At 41.1% G+C, this 18,940-nt stretch carries 14 protein-coding genes; 9 read left to right on the forward strand and 5 right to left on the reverse strand.

Going from position 1 to position 18,940, the window contains the following annotated elements; translation table 11 throughout:
• The first annotated feature begins 75 nt into the window (after positions 1-75).
• The 4 genes from ftsY to E0F88_RS22415 all read left to right on the forward strand — a co-directional run bounded on the left by ftsY (position 76) and on the right by E0F88_RS22415 (position 3,708).
• Entirely contained in the window at positions 76-1,038 is a 963-nt protein-coding gene (ftsY, locus tag E0F88_RS22400) for a signal recognition particle-docking protein FtsY (protein ID WP_131960516.1), read from the forward strand.
• A 55-nt stretch (positions 1,039-1,093) separates the two neighbouring features.
• Positions 1,094-1,708 (forward strand): hypothetical protein, encoded by a 615-nt coding sequence (locus E0F88_RS22405; protein ID WP_131960517.1) that lies wholly within the window; start codon positions 1,094-1,096, stop codon positions 1,706-1,708.
• Positions 1,709-1,845: 137 nt separating this feature from the next.
• Positions 1,846-3,156, forward strand: coding sequence for a 30S ribosomal protein S12 methylthiotransferase RimO (rimO, locus tag E0F88_RS22410; RefSeq protein ID WP_131960518.1), 1,311 nt, complete (start codon positions 1,846-1,848; stop codon positions 3,154-3,156).
• Positions 3,157-3,231: 75 nt separating this feature from the next.
• Positions 3,232-3,708, forward strand: a complete 477-nt coding sequence (locus tag E0F88_RS22415; protein WP_131960519.1) for a DUF4293 domain-containing protein — start codon at positions 3,232-3,234, stop codon at positions 3,706-3,708.
• 47 nt (positions 3,709-3,755) lie between these two features.
• Here E0F88_RS22415 and E0F88_RS22420 read toward each other — a convergent pair whose 3' ends face one another.
• Positions 3,756-4,730, reverse strand: coding sequence for a KpsF/GutQ family sugar-phosphate isomerase (locus tag E0F88_RS22420; RefSeq protein ID WP_131960520.1), 975 nt, complete (start codon positions 4,728-4,730; stop codon positions 3,756-3,758).
• A 94-nt stretch (positions 4,731-4,824) separates the two neighbouring features.
• Between E0F88_RS22420 and recQ the strand changes: the two genes are divergently transcribed.
• The 4 genes from recQ to E0F88_RS22440 all read left to right on the forward strand — a co-directional run bounded on the left by recQ (position 4,825) and on the right by E0F88_RS22440 (position 10,888).
• A complete protein-coding gene (gene recQ, locus E0F88_RS22425; protein ID WP_131960521.1) occupies positions 4,825-7,038 on the forward strand; it encodes a DNA helicase RecQ in 2,214 nt (737 codons plus the stop codon).
• A gap of 59 nt (positions 7,039-7,097) precedes the next feature.
• Positions 7,098-8,387 carry a phosphoribosylamine--glycine ligase gene (purD, locus tag E0F88_RS22430; RefSeq protein ID WP_131960522.1) on the forward strand — a complete coding sequence of 430 codons (1,290 nt, stop codon included), beginning with the start codon at positions 7,098-7,100 and terminating at the stop codon, positions 8,385-8,387.
• 15 nt (positions 8,388-8,402) lie between these two features.
• Entirely contained in the window at positions 8,403-9,605 is a 1,203-nt protein-coding gene (locus E0F88_RS22435; RefSeq protein ID WP_131960523.1) for a PSP1 domain-containing protein, read from the forward strand.
• A gap of 86 nt (positions 9,606-9,691) precedes the next feature.
• Positions 9,692-10,888 (forward strand): anhydro-N-acetylmuramic acid kinase, encoded by a 1,197-nt coding sequence (locus E0F88_RS22440; RefSeq protein ID WP_131960524.1) that lies wholly within the window; start codon positions 9,692-9,694, stop codon positions 10,886-10,888.
• A 321-nt stretch (positions 10,889-11,209) separates the two neighbouring features.
• Here the strand turns inward: E0F88_RS22440 and E0F88_RS22445 are convergent, their stop codons facing one another.
• Both E0F88_RS22445 and E0F88_RS34800 read right to left on the reverse strand, forming a co-directional pair.
• On the reverse strand, positions 11,210-12,157 hold the full coding sequence (locus E0F88_RS22445; RefSeq protein WP_131960525.1) for a carboxypeptidase-like regulatory domain-containing protein: 948 nt from the start codon (positions 12,155-12,157) through the stop codon (positions 11,210-11,212).
• Positions 12,158-12,534: 377 nt separating this feature from the next.
• Positions 12,535-12,735: a response regulator transcription factor gene (locus tag E0F88_RS34800; RefSeq protein ID WP_131960526.1), complete on the reverse strand. Its 201-nt coding sequence runs from the start codon at positions 12,733-12,735 to the stop codon at positions 12,535-12,537.
• Between the two features lie 272 nt (positions 12,736-13,007).
• On the opposite strand from E0F88_RS34800, the gene lhgD reads away from it, so the two are divergent.
• The gene (gene lhgD / locus E0F88_RS22455) at positions 13,008-14,207 is read left to right on the forward strand and encodes an L-2-hydroxyglutarate dehydrogenase (protein ID WP_131960527.1); all 1,200 of its coding nucleotides are present in this window, start codon (positions 13,008-13,010) and stop codon (positions 14,205-14,207) included.
• Positions 14,208-14,294: 87 nt separating this feature from the next.
• On the opposite strand, the gene E0F88_RS22460 is transcribed toward lhgD, so the two are convergent.
• Both E0F88_RS22460 and secDF read right to left on the reverse strand, forming a co-directional pair.
• Positions 14,295-15,761, reverse strand: a complete 1,467-nt coding sequence (locus E0F88_RS22460) for an amino acid permease (RefSeq protein ID WP_131960528.1) — start codon at positions 15,759-15,761, stop codon at positions 14,295-14,297.
• 129 nt (positions 15,762-15,890) lie between these two features.
• Entirely contained in the window at positions 15,891-18,860 is a 2,970-nt protein-coding gene (gene secDF / locus E0F88_RS22465; RefSeq protein WP_131960529.1) for a protein translocase subunit SecDF, read from the reverse strand.
• Positions 18,861-18,940 lie beyond the last annotated feature (80 nt).

An 18,940-nucleotide genomic window follows, 5' to 3' on the forward strand; every position in this document is an offset into this window, starting at 1 on the left:
TTGTTTAATTTTGAATTGCAAATAGTTGCACTATTTCATGCACACTCATTTTACTGATCTTATCCCTACGCTGATATGAGCTTATTTGGCTTTTTTTCAAAAGAAAAAAAAGAAACATTAGATAAAGGCCTGGAAAAAACCAAAGACAGTTTCTTTGGCAAACTTTCAAAGGCAATCATTGGAAAAACAACCATCGATGAAGATGTTCTCGATGAATTGGAAGATATACTTGTAAGCTCAGACGTGGGTGTTGAAACCACCGTAAAGGTGATTAAACGAATAGAAGAACGTGTTGCACGAGACAAATATGCAACGACTGCCGAACTTGACACAATTCTCCGCGAGGAAATTGCCGAACTGCTTATTGAAAATAAATCCGTTGATTTTACGGACAGCTTTGAAACCAAGCATCTTCCTAAACCTTATGTGATCATGGTGGTAGGTGTGAACGGTGTAGGAAAGACAACAACAATCGGAAAACTGGCCCACCAGTTTCACTCCCGCGGACATAAAGTGGTACTTGGTGCAGCCGATACATTCCGTGCTGCCGCAGTTGAACAATTAAAACTGTGGGGAAAAAGAGTGGACGTTCCGGTTATCGATCATGGTATGAACACCGATCCTTCTTCTGTTGCTTATGATGCACTGAAAAAAGGAATGGAAATTGGTGCGGATGTCATTATTATTGACACCGCCGGGAGATTGCATACCAAAGTAAACCTGATGAACGAGCTTTCGAAAATCAAAAGGGTCATGCAAAAAATCATTCCTGATGCGCCGCACGAGGTTTTATTGGTGCTGGATGGAAGTACCGGGCAAAATGCGGTTATTCAGGCTCGTGAGTTTACAAAGGTTACAGAAATCACTGCCCTGGCAATCACCAAACTGGACGGAACCGCAAAAGGCGGCGTGGTAATCGGAATTTCCGACGAATTTAAAATACCCGTTAAATACATCGGAGTAGGTGAAAAAATGGACGATTTGCAGGTCTTTGACCGCAGCGAATTTGTTGATTCTTTGTTTAAGAAAATTGGATAACTGGAGCTAGACTTTTTATCTTTGATGATGGAAAAAGCAAAATCATCTGTTAAAAATGGATACCGTCCTTATTTTCCTGATTGTTTTCGGTATAGCAGGAGGGGGCATCTGGCAACTATATAGGGTATCAAGAGATACCTATGGCAACAACTCTCCGCTTAAGGTCGACAGAGTTTATCAGATATCTACCGTCAGCTATTTCACCAGCCTGGATAGCATTACTTCATATCCCCTTTTGATTATGGCATTGGTAATTTTAACCATGCCAATCACCAAAGGTTTTCCTGTATTTGAAACAAAACAAGGGCTTGGTAGCCTGCTTTTTATTTCCTTGGGTTCATTAAACACTTATTCGGCAGGATACTTTCTTGTATTTCAATACAATTACTGGAAATTTACCGAGGGCGTAATATTGACCTCAATTCCTTACAGTCATGAAATTCATGTCAACGTCAAAGGAAAAGAGATCATTCTCAGAAAAGGTGATATTGAAAGAATATCCATCGTCTCCAATAATACCCGTCTTCGCTTTTCTTATTATACTTATTATCTAACAAACGGAGAGAAATTTATCCTCACAGATCGTATGCCGGGCCTGTGGATTATTAATGAATATTTCAGGAACATTCCTTCCGAATACTCGGTAAAAGTATTTCCTTATATAAAGTAGAATTTCCTATCCAAATTTTCCCGATCTTTGCAGCCCGTTTGCATACTTTATTTTATAGGGGCAAGGGGCTTAATCCGTTTTATTCGAACAACATAACAGGCTAACAGCTAATTACTAACTGCTGGCAGCTTCCCATAATGAAAACCAAAGGAATAGTTAAAAATAAAGTAAATATTGTTACGCTGGGTTGCTCCAAAAACCTGGTCGATTCGGAAGTGTTGTACACACAGCTAAAAGGAAACGGCTTTGATGTAGCGCATGAATCAAAAAAGGATAATTCTCAGATCGTTGTGATCAACACCTGCGGTTTTATCGATAATGCAAAGGAAGAATCTATCAATACCATTCTTCGTTATGCAGATGCAAAAGCGGCAGGGATTGTGGACAAAGTTTATGTAACCGGCTGTCTTTCGCACCGTTATAAAGATGAACTTTCAATTGAAATTCCCACAGTTGATGCTTGGTTTGGCACCAACGAACTTCCGCGTTTGCTTAAAACACTGAAAGCAGATTATAAACATGAACTGGTTGGAGAGCGCCTGCTTACCACACCTACGCATTATGCGTATGTAAAAATAGCGGAAGGCTGTGATCGTCCGTGCAGCTTTTGTGCAATTCCGATTATGCGCGGCGGGCATGTCTCCCGTTCGATTGAAGAATTGGTAAAAGAAGCAAAATCTCTGGCCAAACGTGGCACAAAAGAGCTGATTCTTATTGCTCAGGATCTTACTTATTACGGTCTTGATATTTATAAAAAAAGAAATTTATCTGATCTTTTGGCTCAACTTTCTGATGTGGAAGGAATTGAGTGGATCAGATTGCAATATGCTTATCCTGCCGGTTTCCCGATGGACATCCTTGATATCATGAAAGAGCGCAGTAATATATGTAAGTACCTGGATATGCCTCTTCAATCCGGGTCAACAGAAATTTTGAAATCCATGCGGAGAGGTATCACCCGTGAAAAAACAGAGTCGCTGATTGAATCGATCCGCGAGAAAATTCCTGAAATCACGCTGCGTACCACGCTTATCGTTGGGCATCCCGGCGAGACCGAAGCTTTATTTGATGAAACATACGAGTTTGTTGAAAAAATGCGTTTCGACAGATTAGGTGCATTTCAATATTCTCATGAAGACAACACGCATTCCTACTCCATGCCGGATGATATTCCTGCCGAAATTAAACAGGAACGTGCCGATGCAATCATGGAACTTCAGCAGGGAATTTCTTATGAACTGAACCAGCAGAAAGTAGGCAACACCTACAAGGTTCTTTTTGACAGAAAAGAAGGCGGGCATTTTATTGGCCGCACCGAATCCGATTCTCCGGAAGTTGATAATGAAGTACTTATACCTGCAAGCCAGTATGTAAGATTGGGAGATTTTGCTAATGTAAAAATCACATCCTCTGAGGAATTTGACCTGTACGGAGAGGTTGTTATTTAATTTTAACAGTTATATCCTTCCCTTTTCTCTTTATTAAATTTGTAAAACCGTTTTAGAATAATATTTCCGTTTACCATGTTACAAAGAGTTCAAACTATATTTTTAGCCATTACAATTATCGGAATGGGCGTTTTTCTGTCATTTCCGGTATGGAGTAAAATTTCTGCCGCAGGTGTGGAAAAAGCAGATCTTACTGCATTAAAGTTAACACACCAGATCAATGCAGTGCAATCACAGGTTCAGCCGGTTTATTATTTTGTAATCCTGGCGATTCTTGTAGCACTGGTATCGGCTTATGCCATTTTTAGCTTTAAAAACCGCATTCTTCAATCTGCATTATGCGCGGTTAATTCGATTTTGATGACCGTCATGATTGGTTTGGTCATTTATTATACTTTTTACAGCACAGCCAAACTTTTTGATCCTGAAAATCCGGGCAATTACGAAATCGGTTTCTACGGATTAATCGCATCTATGCTGTCTAATGTGTTTGCAAACCGTTTTATCAGGAAAGATGAAAAAAAGGTGCAGCAATCCAACAGATTTAGGTAGATAAGCAGAGGGCTTGGGGTCTAGAGAATAGGGCTTGGGGACATTTGTTATACCAGGCCTTCTCTTAGTAAATCGTGCAGGTGAACAAATCCCAAAACCCGATCGTCCTCCACAACCACAACCTGAGTGATACTTCGGGATTGCATAATCTCCAGGGCATTTACAGCATACTCTTCCGGGCCGACAGAGATCGGACAGGGGGTCATGATATCACTGGCCTGTAATTGCAGCAGCGTGTCTCCTGCATGCTGATTAAGCATACGCCGAAGATCTCCGTCGGTAATAATTCCGGCCATTTTTCCTGAATCTTTGATTACCGACGTCGCTCCCAAACGCTTGGAGGTGATTTCCATAATGATTTCATGCAGCGTGGCCGATTCCGAAACAACCGGCAAAGCGTTATTCGGGTAAATATCACAGACTTTCAGATAAAGCCTTTTACCCAGAGAACCACCGGGATGGTATTTTGCAAAATCCTGATGTGTAAAACCGCGGGCTTCCAGTAAACATATCGCAAGGGCATCGCCAAGCGCCATGGTAACAGTAGTACTTGTTGTTGGAGCCAGATTTAAAGGATCTGCTTCATTCGGGGCATGTGCATGCAGAACAAAACGGGCATTACGGCCCAGATACGAATCTTTATTACTCAACATCGCGATGATGTTTACACCAATACGTTTCAGAAGCGGCACCAGTACTTTTATTTCCGGTGTATCACCGCTTCTTGAAATGACAATTACGACATCATTATCCTGTATCATTCCCAGATCACCGTGGATGGCGTCGCCGGCGTGCATAAATAATGCAGGCGTACCAGTAGAATTGAGCGTCGCCACGATTTTCTGTCCTACTATGGCACTTTTACCAATTCCGGATACAACGACACGTCCTCCTGAATTAAGAATGAGCTGTACGCACTTTTCAAATTCATCATCAATCCTTTCAATGAGATTATGTACCGCTGTGGCCTCCTTCAGTAACACTTCTTTTGCTATGGACTGAATATTTTTTATTAATTTCAAATCTGAAACACTGTTTTATTGAGAACCAATTGCAATTATTCATTTCAAAAAGCAAAGATAGAGAAGTTTGGGATAACCATTTTGTTAACAGAGTATGGTAAAGAAGGTTGAAACTGTCGTATTAGACACGTTAAAAGAAAGACTTAAAGAGATATTTGGATATAGTCAGTTCAGGGGAGAGCAAGAGGTTATTATACAAAACATCCTGCTTGGAAAAAATACTTTTGTGATTATGCCCACCGGGGCAGGCAAATCACTTTGCTACCAATTACCCGCGCTTGTCAGTGACGGAATGACAATTGTTATTTCCCCGCTTATTGCACTGATGAAAAATCAGGTGGATCAGTTAACTGCTTTTGGCATTAATGCACAGTTTTTGAACTCCACACTCACAAAAAGTGAAATGACGCGTGTGAAAAACGATGCATTAGACGGAAGTCTGAAGCTGCTTTACATCGCACCTGAATCGTTAACAAAAGAGGATAATCTTGATTTTTTAAAGAAAGTAAAAATTTCTTTCGTAGCCATTGATGAAGCACATTGTATTTCGGAATGGGGACATGATTTCCGCCCGGAATACCGCAGAATTTATGGTATTATTGAGAATATCGGTAACCTTCCGATTATTGCACTTACTGCCACAGCCACGCCTAAGGTACAGCAGGATATACGCAAAAATTTACAGATGGAAGAAGCGGAGACTTTCAAATCTTCTTTCAACCGTAAGAATCTTTACTACGAAATACGCCCTAAAAAGGACACAAAAAAGCAGCTGATCCGTTATGTCCGTAATAACAAGGGCAAATCAGGGATCATCTATTGCCTGAGCCGCAAGACAGTTGAAGAAATTGCTGAATTACTTGCTGTCAATGATGTAAAAGCCCTTCCCTACCACGCTGGTCTTGACAGCAATACCAGGATGGGTAATCAGGATGCATTTTTGAATGAGGAGTGTGACGTAATTGTTGCGACCATCGCTTTTGGAATGGGTATCGACAAGCCGGACGTTCGTTTTGTGATACACTATGATGTGCCTAAATCTCTGGAAGGTTATTACCAGGAAACAGGACGGGCAGGAAGGGATGGACTCGAGGGAAATTGCCTTATGTTTTATAGCTATGAAGATATTCAGAAGCTGGAAAAATTCAATAAGGACAAAACAGTTACCGAACGTGATAATGCACGCCATTTGCTAAATGAAATGGTTGCATATTCAACACTGGGTGTTTGTCGCCGCAGACAGCTGCTGAGCTATTTCGGTGAATACATGGATAAGGATTGCGGTGCCTGTGACAACTGTCTGAAACCAACCGAAAAAAGAAAGGTACAGGATGAAGTAATTCTCATTTTGCGCGCTGTTCAGCTTACCGAACAGCGGTTTGATGGCGAACACATCGCGGACCTGATTACGGCTACTGACAATCAGTACGTAAGAAGCTACGAACATGACAAGCTGGATGTATTTGGGAAAGCTCTGGAATTGAATGAATCCAGAGATTATTGGATTTCAACCATCCGTCAGCTTGTAATTTTCAACTATCTCGAAAAAGATATTGAAAATTATGGCGTCATGAAAATCGGAGAAAAAGGTATCGCTTACCTGAACGATCCTTACCAGGTCACTTTGCACAAAGATCACAACTTCGAGGAAGAAGAAGTGAAAGCAGATGATGACGATAAAGATGGCGGAAATGGCAACGGAAGTGCTCATGCCTACGACGAAGCGCTGCTGGGAATGCTCAAAGCGCTGAGAAAAAAGGTTGCCAAGGAGAAAAATCTACCGCCGTTCGTAATTTTCCAGGATCCTTCTCTGGAAGAAATGGCGACTACATATCCTACAACCCAGCAGGAAATGGCCCAGATCAACGGTGTTGGCATGGGTAAAGTTCAGAAATTTGGAAAGCAGTTTCTGGACGCAATTACGCGTTATGTTGAAGAAAATGATATCGAAACCGCTAAGGATGTCGTTATCAAAACCACCGTTAACAAATCGAAGATCAAGATTTTCATTATCCAGCAGGTGGACCGGAAAGTAAGTCTTGACGAAATAGCTGAGGTGAAAGATCTGGCACTCGCCGAGGTGATCGAAGAAGTGGAACACATTTGTTACTCAGGTACCAAACTCAATTTGGATTATTACATCAATCAGGTGGTAGATCGTGAAAGACAGCAGGACATTTACGACTACTTCATGACCGCAGAAACGGACAACATTGCCGCTGCACTGGATGAATTTTCAGGTGATGAAATAAGTGAAGAAGAACTGAGGTTGGTTCGAATTAAGTTTTTATCGGAATTGGCAAACTAAAACATCCGGCCTTAAACCCAGTCAGGATCGTTATTGTTTGGCAAAATTTATAATCAATTATGAATATACTTATATTAGGTTCAGGAGGTAGAGAGCATGCTTTTGCCTGGAAAATTGCTCAAAGCCCCCTTTGTGATGGTTTATACATAGCACCGGGAAACGCAGGAACCGCGTTGGTAGGTACCAACATTCCCATTTCGTATAATAACTTTGAAGCAGTTGCCAAGGCAGTTTTAGAAAATGAAATTGAGCTTGTTGTTGTAGGACCGGAAGAACCGCTGGTTAATGGAATTGTAGATTATTTTGAATCACGTAAAGATCTTGCCAAAGTAAAGCTTATCGGCCCAAATAAAGCCGGAGCACAGTTAGAAGGAAGTAAGGATTTTTCTAAAAACTTCATGCAGAAGTACGGAATACCAACTGCTTCTTCCAGAACGTTTACGGCTGAAACACTGGCGATTGGACTTGAATATCTTGAAACCCTGCCATTACCGATCGTTTTAAAAGCGGATGGTCTGGCAGCTGGAAAAGGCGTTATCATCGCAGAAAAACATATCGAAGCTGAACAGGCTTTTAATGAAATGCTTGTTGACGGTAAATTTGGATCAGCCGGAAACAAAGTGGTGGTGGAGCAATTTTTGAAAGGAATTGAATTATCCGTTTTTGTTCTCTGCGACGGGGAAAATTATAAAATACTTCCGGAAGCTAAGGATTACAAAAGAATCGGTGAAAATGATACCGGCCTGAACACCGGAGGTATGGGAGCCGTCTCGCCCGTAAGTTTTGCAGATGCAAACTTTTTAAGAAAAGTTGAGGAAAAAGTTGTGAAGCCAACGCTGCACGGATTAAAAAGTGAAGGCATAAAATATGTTGGTTTTATCTTCATCGGTTTGATGAATGTAAAAGGCGAACCTTTTGTAATTGAATACAATGTTCGCATGGGTGACCCTGAGACTGAGGTTGTATTGCCAAGAATTCAATCTGATTTTGCAGCACTTCTGGTGTCAGCAGCAAAAGGGACACTCCATGATTATGAAATAAAAATTTCTCCTCAGGTCGCTGTAACAACTGTATTGGTTGCAGGCGGTTATCCTGGAGAATATGAAAAAGGAAAGGTAATTTCCGGGACTGACAAGGTAGAAGATGTGCATTTATATCATGCAGGGACTACCTTTAATGGAAATACCGAAGTCGTAACGAACGGAGGAAGGGTAATGGCGCTAACAGGCATGGCCAATTCTCTTGAAAACGCTGTACATAAATCCCAGCGCGCTGCGCAGGTTATACAATATGAAGGCAAATATTTTCGGCACGACATCGGTATGGATTTAATTCGTTATAACGATTGATGAAGAGGATAAGCTATGGGATGTGGATCATGTTCATCGGGAGGATGCAGTACCAGCGGATCGGCTGTCTCCGGATGTGGAAGTAATGGAACCTGTGGAACAGGTGGCTGTAATAAAATGAACGTCTTCGACTGGTTGAGCCACATGGATGTGCCTACCAGCCAGCGATTTGATGTTGTTGAAGTAAAGTTTAAAGGAGGAAGAAAGGAATATTTCCGTAATATAAATCAACTGGAATTCATTACAGGCGATTATGTTGTCTGCGAAATGGCGTCCGGTCAGCATCTGGGAACCGTATCGTTACAGGGTGAATTGGTACGCCTTCAGATGAAGCGTAAAAATGTAGTGATCAGTGATGACCTGCATGTGATTTACCGGGTTGCCAACGAGAAAGACCTTGACAAACATACACAGGCAATGGCACGTGAAATGCCAACGCTTTATCGTACCCGGGAAATAATCCGGGAGATGAAACTGAATATGAAATTGTCGGATGTTGAATTTCAGTCGGACAATACCAAAACTACTTTTTACTATTCTTCAGAAGAACGTGTCGATTTTCGGGAGCTGATCAAATCGCTGGCTTCGGAATTTAAAGTACGTATTGAGATGCGGCAGATCAGTCTGCGGCAGGAAGCGAGCCGTCTTGGCGGACTGGGTTCCTGTGGAAGAGAACTTTGCTGTTCAACCTGGCTGACTGATTTTAAGAACATCTCAACCTCAGCTGCAAGGTATCAGAACCTTTCGCTAAATCCTGCCAAGCTTTCGGGCCAGTGCGGGAGATTGAAATGCTGCCTGAACTATGAGCTTGAAACTTACATTGATGCTTTGCGGGATATTCCGACGGTTGAAGCTCCGTTAAAGACAAAAAAGGGAGTTGCAACGTTACAAAAAACGGATATTTTCAAGAAAATCATGTGGTTTGGTTTTGAAAAAGATACAAACTGGTATCCGGTAGCAATTGACAAGGTTCTGGAAATTGTTGAGCTTAATAAGAACAATATTATTCCGGAATCGCTGGAAATATTGACTCCGCAAGTTGAAAGAAGTTTGGAAAAAGGTTCTCCGAAACTCAACAGTGATCTTGAAAACCTGGATCGCAAGTACAGCGAAGAACAAAAAAAGAAGAAAAAGAAAAAAAGTAAGCCGAAAAACAGGAACAACAATAATAATCCAAATAACAATAAGCCACAGCCAACTACTCCGTCAGCACAATGATCGGATTTGGACGTGATTAAAATAGAAGAAGTCAGGCAGGGAGATTCCCGGTAACCTGACTTTTTCTTTTACCAGACATTTGACTTATGAAGCTGCATATAGAGAAACTGCATAAAATTGCGAATCAGAAATCCAGAAGAATTATTGGACTCATGTCCGGCACTTCTCTCGACGGATTGGATGTAGCGCTATGTAAAGTAACTGGCAGCGGAATTGATACGAAACTGGAAGTTGAAAATTTCGCAACCGTTCCTTATACAGATTCTTTTCGGGAAGAGATCCGTAAAATATTTGCCAAAAGAGAAATCGACTTTCAGCAATTATGTGTCCTGAATCCATTTATTGGCATTGAACATGGCAAAATGATCCTGGATTGCCTTGAAGAATGGAATATCAATGCGGAAGAAGTTGACCTGATCGCCAGCCATGGACAAACCGTTTTTCATGCCCCTAAAAAACAGCACGCATTAAAAGATTTTCCGAATTCAACTCTGCAGATTGGTGACGGAGATCACATTGCTGTAGAGACAAATATTATTACAATAAGCGATTTCCGCCAGAAACACATTGCAGCAGGGGGAGAAGGCGCTCCGCTGGCTGTTTACGGAGATTATTTTTTGTTTTCAAAAAAAGGAGAAAACCGGATTCTGCTCAACATGGGAGGAATTGCAAATTTTACCTTGCTCCCCGGCAATCTAAATCCTGAACTAATTTTTACAACCGACACCGGACCCGGCAATACATTAATCGATGCGTACATGCGCCGCTTTTTCCGTAAGCCATATGACGAAAATGGCGAGGTAGCAAACAATGGGATAGTGAATGAAACACTGTTGGAAGCGTTGAAAAATAAATCTTTCTTTGAGGCCCCATTCCCGAAAACCACCGGTCCGGAGGTTTTCAATTTTGATTACGTTGAAAACGCCATTCAAAAATCCAGACTGTCTTCTCTTTCCAGAAATGATATCATTGCAACGTTAACGCAGCTTAGTGCGGATACGATTGTCAGTGCAATAAAAAGGGTAATCGATGTCAATGAAACGTACAGCATTTATGCCAGCGGAGGCGGTGCTCACAATCCGGTGCTGATGAAAGCCATCCAAAAACAACTACCGGCTTTTACGATCTTACAATTGGAGCAGCTTGGTGTTTCAGGTGACGCGAAGGAGGCTGTTTTATTTGCTGTCCTGGCCAATGAGACAGTTGCGGGAGCCAACGTATCATTCGGATCAAAGGAAGGCGTACCAGGTATCTCCATGGGAAAAGTGTCATTTCCTCAATAATTATTCTGAATCTGCCGGGATAATATTTTTAACCGGCTGATAATTGGCTGTCAACTCGTTTCCAAAGGGGATATTTCATTTATTTTCCTATGCAATATCTCAGGAGTAATTTAAGCAGAGACTAGCCCAAACGAACTTAAATGTTTATCACAAAGGGTTTGCGCATCACAAAGGCAGTACCACCGAATTTCGAAGTACCTAATAAGCCTTAAACCTAATGATATTTAGGGGATTATAATAAGACTTGAGCAGAATCCTGCCCTGACCAATATCCGGAACAATCCTAAGTATTTCAGCTATTGATCTTAATATATATATCTATTAATCGACCTCTATTTCAGCACCAAATGAAAATGTTGAGAGTCCATTTGAACGCTCATGCAAATGCCAGTTACCTTTTAACGAAGAATGGGTACTTTGTGTAATCTTTGTCTTGGTCAGTGGAATCATCGGTGAAATTGCATAAAGCTTTTCTAATTTAAGCTTGCGTGAATTTTTCAAGGTATACTTTCCTGTCTCATTCACTTTTATTTCATGATAAACTGAATCGGAACTCATATAACCAACGCATTCCATTCCTACCCAAAATCCATTTCCTGGAAACGCTATGTTGTAACTGCTTACATCTTTGACTATTTCCTTTTGAGCATCTGGTACATCAACAACAACTTGCTCTCTGAGTAAATCAGCGCCAGGCAAATGATTACTTCCGTTTTCATAAATACGAAGCCTTATCCTGTAAAACAAAGGAACAACCACGGTTTTTGTTTCTCTTGCTCCACTGAGTACATAAATCACATTTTTGATAACCCCTTGCAAATTTCCATCATTTGCCACGTATGTTGCTATCCTTACTCCTGAATTAAAACTTATACTCCCACCAAAAGCTCTCTTTTTAACAGCGTGGTCTGCATATCCTACCTGAATAACTTTTCTTTTTTTCTTTTCATTTTTTACTACAACTTCCTTAAGTTGATTAATGGATACTTCTAGAAAAAGAGTATCCTGCAATAAAAATTGCGATTTTGAAACTGAAAAATTTTGGTAACCAACACATGATATTAATATGCTGTCTGTATCCGGATGAATAGAAATGCAATACTTGCCAATTTCGGAAGTATATGTACCTGCTGTGAAGGGTTGGGTAACTAACGTGGCATAAGGTATATATAACTTACTTGCTTTATCAACAACAACTCCACATTTTTCTTGTGCCTGTGATAGCCAAGGAAAAATGTGGAGCATGATTATTATAATTCTTAAAATCATTAATTTTAATTTACATTCCTGCAAACTGTATCGCAAGAACCAGATTCAAAATGCATAGACTGTGAAACGGCAATGCCCATAACATAGTATGTTCTTTCATAGATAGCCTGACAAATTCCATCATATGCATATTGACAACCAATGTACTGATCTTCATTGCCCCAAAATCTTTTTGCTTCTGATTCATGAACAACGGCTACTACGAAAAAAAGCACGAGTGGAATTCTTCTAGCAAGGATAGTAAATTTTGTTTTCTTTGTAATGATTAGTTAAGTTAATTATTAATTGAAAATGACAATACATAATTAACAAATTAGTTACAATTAAAATATAGAAATATCTGCACAAAGTGCCAATATACCCCTTTAATGGGTATATTATTTACTATTCTCTTTCATTTGAATAGCTAATCTTAGCAGTGAATCGAAGATTAGACCCCGGGATTTGGCTTTTTTTATAATGTTTTTTCTGTGTGTTTTTATCGTATCAATGCTTAGGTGCAGATGCAAAGCGATCTTTTTTGATGTTAAGCCACTGGCAATAAGTGACAGAATAACCATTTCTTTTTTAGTAAACATGGCATAGATGTATATGCACTTGATACTAAAAAAGTTACGAAGGCCACTGAAACCTGAATATTATTTCCTCAGCCATAATATTTTGCCTTGCCCTGAATTCCCTTTAAATTACCAGTCTTTGTAATGGCCAATTTTTAATACCTCTAAAGACAGCACTGGGATTTGAGTATTGGTAATTGATATGCTACCAGGTTGCTTTACAAATCCCATGACGCTTTTTGTACTTTCTCCTAATTTAACCCTTCTTTGTAAAAAAGAATCCGGATTGACTTATGCATGATATTATAGTCATTGGCGGAGGGATTGTTGGCCTGGCCACCGCCCTGCGCATCAAAGAACAAAAACCTTCCTTAAAAATACTTCTTCTTGAAAAAGAGAATGAAGTAGCAAAACACCAAACCGGGCACAACAGCGGAGTAATCCATTCGGGACTGTATTATAAACCCGGCAGCCTAAAAGCTACAAACTGTATCCGCGGCTATGAAATGCTTCTGGATTTCTGTAACCGGGAAGGTGTAGCCTATGACCTTTGTGGTAAAGTGGTGGTTGCCACCAGTGACGAACAAAAGCCTTTGCTCAAAAACCTGTTTGACAGAGGAATGCAAAATGGTTTGACGAAAAACAGAATGATCTCTGCGGGCGAAATTAAAGAGATTGAACCGCATGTAAAAGGCGTTGAAGGGATATGGGTACCCTACACCGGAATTATAGATTATAAAGCCGTATCTGAAAAATATGCGGAATGTTTTCAGAAAGCGGGCGGGGAAATCGCTCTTGGAGAAAAAGTGATTGATATCAAAAACCGGAATACGCATTCGGAAGTGGTTTCAGCAACGGGTAAAGTTTTTGAAACCCGTCTGATCGTCAATTGTGCGGGCCTTTATTCCGACAAGGTTGCACAGTTAACCCAACCGGAAAACATCAAAGTGCGTATCATTCCTTTCAGAGGTGAATATTTTAAGATAAAACCGGAAAAACATCATTTGGTAAAAAACCTGATTTACCCCGTTCCGGATCCTAATTTTCCATTTCTTGGTGTGCATTTTACAAGAATGATAGAAGGCGGTGTTGAAGCTGGGCCAAATGCCGTATTTGCTTTTAGAAGAGAAGGTTATAAAAAGACAGATATTAATTTCCCCGAGCTGTTTGAGGCGCTTGCCTGGCCCGGATTCCGCAAAGTTGCCGCAAAATACTGGCGTACCGGTATGGGTGAATATTATCGATCTTTTTCAAAGGCAGCCTTTACGAAAGCATTACAGGAGCTCATTCCCGAAATCCAATCGGACGATCTGGTTCCCGGAGGAGCAGGTGTGCGTGCGCAGGCTTGTGATTATGATGGCGGTTTGCTGGATGATTTCTCCATTATCGAAAACAAAGGGGCAATCAATGTGTGCAATGCGCCGTCTCCGGCGGCAACGTCTTCGCTCTCTATCGGACAAACTGTTTCCGAAAGAGTACTCGCCAGAATTTAAATTTTGACTCAATTCTTTTATCACCTTAATAAAAAAGTGCCTGGCTTCGTAATGAAACCAGGCACTTTTACTTTATTCTTATCCAGCTTAAAGCTCTAAATTATTTTCCTTTCCTAATTTACTGTTCTTTTTACCGTATCCGAAGTAAATCGCTAAACCGATTGCCAGCCAGATCGCAAGACGATACCAGCTTTCGATTGGAAGTGAATACATCAGGTATAGACAAACTACAATTCCCATAATTGGCACAAAAGGAACCAGCGGAGTACGGAATGAGCGATGAAGTTCAGGTCTTTTAACACGTAACATCCAAACTCCTACGCAAACAAGGCAGAATGCGAATAATGTACCGATACTTACCATGTGTCCCAAATCACTTACTGGAACAAGACCAGCGAAAATACTTACAAAACCCATGAAGAAAAGGTTAGTTTTCCATGGCGTGCTGAACTTAGGATGTACCTGGCTGAAAAATTTAGGAAGCAACCCGTCTTTACTCATTGAATAAAACACACGGCTCTGACCTAAAAGCATAACAAGCATAACCGAAGTGTAACCAGCCAGAATCGCGATGATCAGGGCAGTCTGCAGACTGTCATAACCTGTTTTTGCAAAAGCAGTTGCAGCAGGTTTTGCGTCATTTGCAAATTCGGTATATTTTACCAAACCTGTCATAACGTGCGCAAAAAGAACGTATAAAATGGTACAAACAACCAAAGATCCAAGAATACCGATCGGCATACCTTTCTGTGGATTTTTAGCTTCCTGAGCTGCCGTAGATACAGCATCAAAACCGATAAAGGCAAAGAACACCACAGCCGCGCCCGTTGCGATACCCGACCATCCAAAGTTTTCGTAGTTACCTGTGTTTTCAGGGATGTAAGGAACATAATTTTGCGGATCGATGTGACTCCATCCAAGTGCAATAAAGATCATTACAACCGCTACTTTCAATACTACCAAAAAGTTATTCAAAAATGCAGATCCTTCTGTACCTCTGATTAGAAGCAGAGAAAGCATACACACGATAAAAATAGCAGGAAGGTTAACAATCCCGTTATCGATAATGGTACCGTTACTTAGCTTAACTACCTCGAAAGGCGAGCAAACAAGTTGTGTAGGAAGATGTATGTCAAACTTGCTCAGGAATTCAAGTAGATACCGAGACCAGCTAACTGAAACTGTTGCTGCTCCAAGTGCATATTCCAAAACAAGGTCCCAGCCGATGATCCAGGCTACGAATTCACCCATGGTAGCATAAGAATAGGTATAGGCACTTCCCGCAATTGGAATCATGGAAGCGAACTCAGCATAACAAAGTCCGGCAAAACCGCAGCCAACTGCTGCCAGAATAAATGAAATGGTTACCGCAGGACCTGAATGTTCAGCAGCTGCAATTCCTGTCAATGAAAAAAGTCCGGCACCAATAATTGCACCAATGCCAAGTGCGACCAAACTTGCCGACCCCAACGATCTTTTAAGCTGATTTTCTTCTCCGGTAGATTCTAGTAATAGTTTTTCAATAGGCTTTTTTACCCAAAGTTGATTTGCCATAAAGAGCTCTTTAATTGTATTTGGTTAATCAATAATCTATAAAACTAAAATAAAATTTGCACACTATGCGCAATGGCAGAATAAAAAAGGGGAAAGTAAATTACTTTCCCCTTTTTGTCCTCTATTTTATTACGCTTTGATCTTTTTGCCAGGTACAACCGGTTCAACAGCTACTGCAAGCGGCTGTTTCTTTTTCTCGCGCTGTAGTAAGTCAACCACAATCGGTGCGGCAACAAACAGTGAAGAATAAGTACCAACGATTACACCAAGAAGCATACAGAATGTAAATCCACGTAAAACTTCTCCTCCAAAAATCATCAGAACAAGTAATACAAGGATTACAGATATACCGGTAACCGCTGTACGGCTCAAAGTACTGTTCAGGGCATTGTTAATAACCGTAGGCAGACTTTCATTTCTTGATCTTTCATCCGACAGGTAGTCACGGATACGGTCATAAATTACAACCGTGTCATTCATGGAATAACCAATCATGGTCAGTATGGCACCGATAAATGCCTGGTCAATGTCCAGAGAGATATAAGGGATCCAGCCATTAAATAACGAATAAACCGCAAGAATGATAATTACATCGTGACCAAGTGATACTACCGCTCCATAACTAAATGCAAGACGTTTGAAACGCAGAAAGATATACGCAAAGTTGGCGACAAGTGCCAGGATAATTGCATAAGCAGCTGAAATCATGGTATCGTAAGCAATTGTAGGACCTACTTTCGAAGAACTTACAATTTTACCCGGGTTGTCTTTCAGCTTGGCAACACCTTCCATGATTTTGGTATCTGCTTTCTGATCAGCATCCGGTGTTGTAGCTTCAACCAGATAGTCAGTAGTAATTTTCACCTGAGAAGAACCGCCATAAGTTTTAATCTCAGGGCTTGATCCAAGTGTTTCTTTCATTGCTGCACGCAAATCATCCGTTTCAACTTCTTTGTCAAAACGAACAACATACGAACGGCCGCCTTTGAAGTCAATTCCAAGACCAAATCCTTTGAAGATGAACGATCCGACACCAATTACCATAATTACAGTAGAAACGATGTAGAACGTACGACGCTGTGATACAAAGTCAAATGAATTGTCTTTAAACCAGTTTTTGGTCAGAGCAGAATAGAAGGTGAAAGTTCTTCCTTTTTTAATCTGCGCTTCCAGTAACAAACGGGTGATAAAAATCGCTGTGAACAACGAAGTGATAAGACCGATGATCAGCGTTGTTGCAAATCCTTTTACCAGACCCGTACCAAAAATATAAAGAATGATACCCGTTAAAAGTGTCGTTACGTTCGAGTCAATAATCGCAGTCAGAGAGTGTTTAAAACCGTCTGTTACTGCCTGGCGGAAAGGCTTCCCTTCTTCAATTTCAACTTTAATACCCTCATAAATAAGTACGTTCGCATCCACAGCCATACCGATTGTAAGAACAATACCGGCAATACCCGAAAGTGTAAGCACTGCACCGATTGATGCCATGATACCCAACAGGAAGAAAAGGTTAATTAAAAGAGCTAAATCCGCGATCCAACCTGCCTTGCTGTAATAAGCAAGCATAAATACCAAAACAATTGCCAAACCAACAAGCGAAGAAACAACTCCGTCACGGATCGCCTCAGCACCCAAAGTTGAACCCACAACCGCTTCTTCAACGATGTTTGTTGGAGCCGGCAGTTTACCTGCTTTCAAAACGTTGGACATATCCTTCGTTTCTTCAACTGTGAAGTTACCGGTGATGCTTGAGTTACCATTTGGTATTTCACCCTGAACCGTTGGCGCAGTATAAACAAGGTTATCGATGATGATAGCAACCGGACGACCTACGCTTCTGGCAGTTAGTGTACGCCATTTACGGGCACCTTCGCCGTTCATACGCATGGTTACTTCCGGACGGCCTCTATCATCGTAATCATGCGTTGCATCTACAATCACATCACCTTCCATGGCAGCCTGGCCATTGGATTTTTTAATAAAGTACAAAGGCAGGATCAGTTGGTTGTTCGCACCTTCGGTTCCTTTGCGGTCCCACATGAAAACAAGGTCAGCAGGGAAGAAAGATTTCACTTCCGGACGACGAAGAATTTCACCTGCACGGGCTGTATCTTTCATATAAACACCAAGTCCTTGTGGCATTGGAACAAAAAGGTTCGTCAATGCTGCGCTCTGTGCTGCCAAAGCAGAAGAATCCGTTTTGGTAGAATCTGCTCCTTTTTGTTCAAGCTGAGCAGCAAGACCGCCTAAACCCGTTTTTTTTGTTGTATCTGTTGCCGCTGCCGCAGTTGGTTTTGCCAATGCTTTTTGAGCTGCATCTTCTCTTGTAAGGAATTTACCAAGCTGATCAAGTCCTGATGCTAATTCGTTGGTAAGATAAACTTCTGAGAATTCAAGTTTCGCTGCACCTGATAACAAACGACGTACACGTTCCGGATTATCAACACCCGGAAGTTCAACCAAAATCTGGTTTTTACCAGGCAATCTCTGAATGTTAGGGTTTGTTACACCAAATTTGTCAATACGGGCCTGTGTGATCTGGAATGCTCTTTCGATAGATCCGTCAATCTCAGTGTTCAGCATTTTTACAACATCTCCGTCAGAAGAATTACTGTTGATTTTGCTTCTGTTTGCACTGTTTGCAAATACGCTGGCAAGAGGTGTGTTAGGCGCTGCTTCTTTGTAAGCTTTTACAAAAAGATTGACAAAAGAACTGTTGCTGGCTTTTTTATCCTCACTTGCTTTTTTAATAGCCTGCTGAAATGCTGCACTGCGGGCATTTCCACCAGCCATTCCTCTAAGAATATCAACCGGAGAAACTTCCAATACTACGTGCATACCACCCTGAAGGTCAAGTCCAAGACTTAGCTCACGTTCCATTACTTCCTGCAAAGTGTGTCCGATGTACACATCTTCACGCCACAATGAGTCGATGTAATGTTGTTTTTTTGAAATGTCGACCTTACCGTCCGAACCGGTAGCATAGGTTTCCGCTTTTCCCTTGATGTTCATCGAAACGAACGTAAAGGAGAGGTAATAGACACTGATCAGGGCAAGCACAATGGTTAGCCCTAATATTCCATTTTTATTGGTCATTGGTATTATTAAATTGATTGGATTTACAAAAACAAGGGATGGCTGAGAGCCATTAAAATCTCAATTTTAAACAGTTAACA

Origin of the sequence: Dyadobacter psychrotolerans, from assembly GCF_004349265.1 — a bacterium.
Lineage (GTDB): Bacteria > Bacteroidota > Bacteroidia > Cytophagales > Spirosomataceae > Dyadobacter > Dyadobacter psychrotolerans.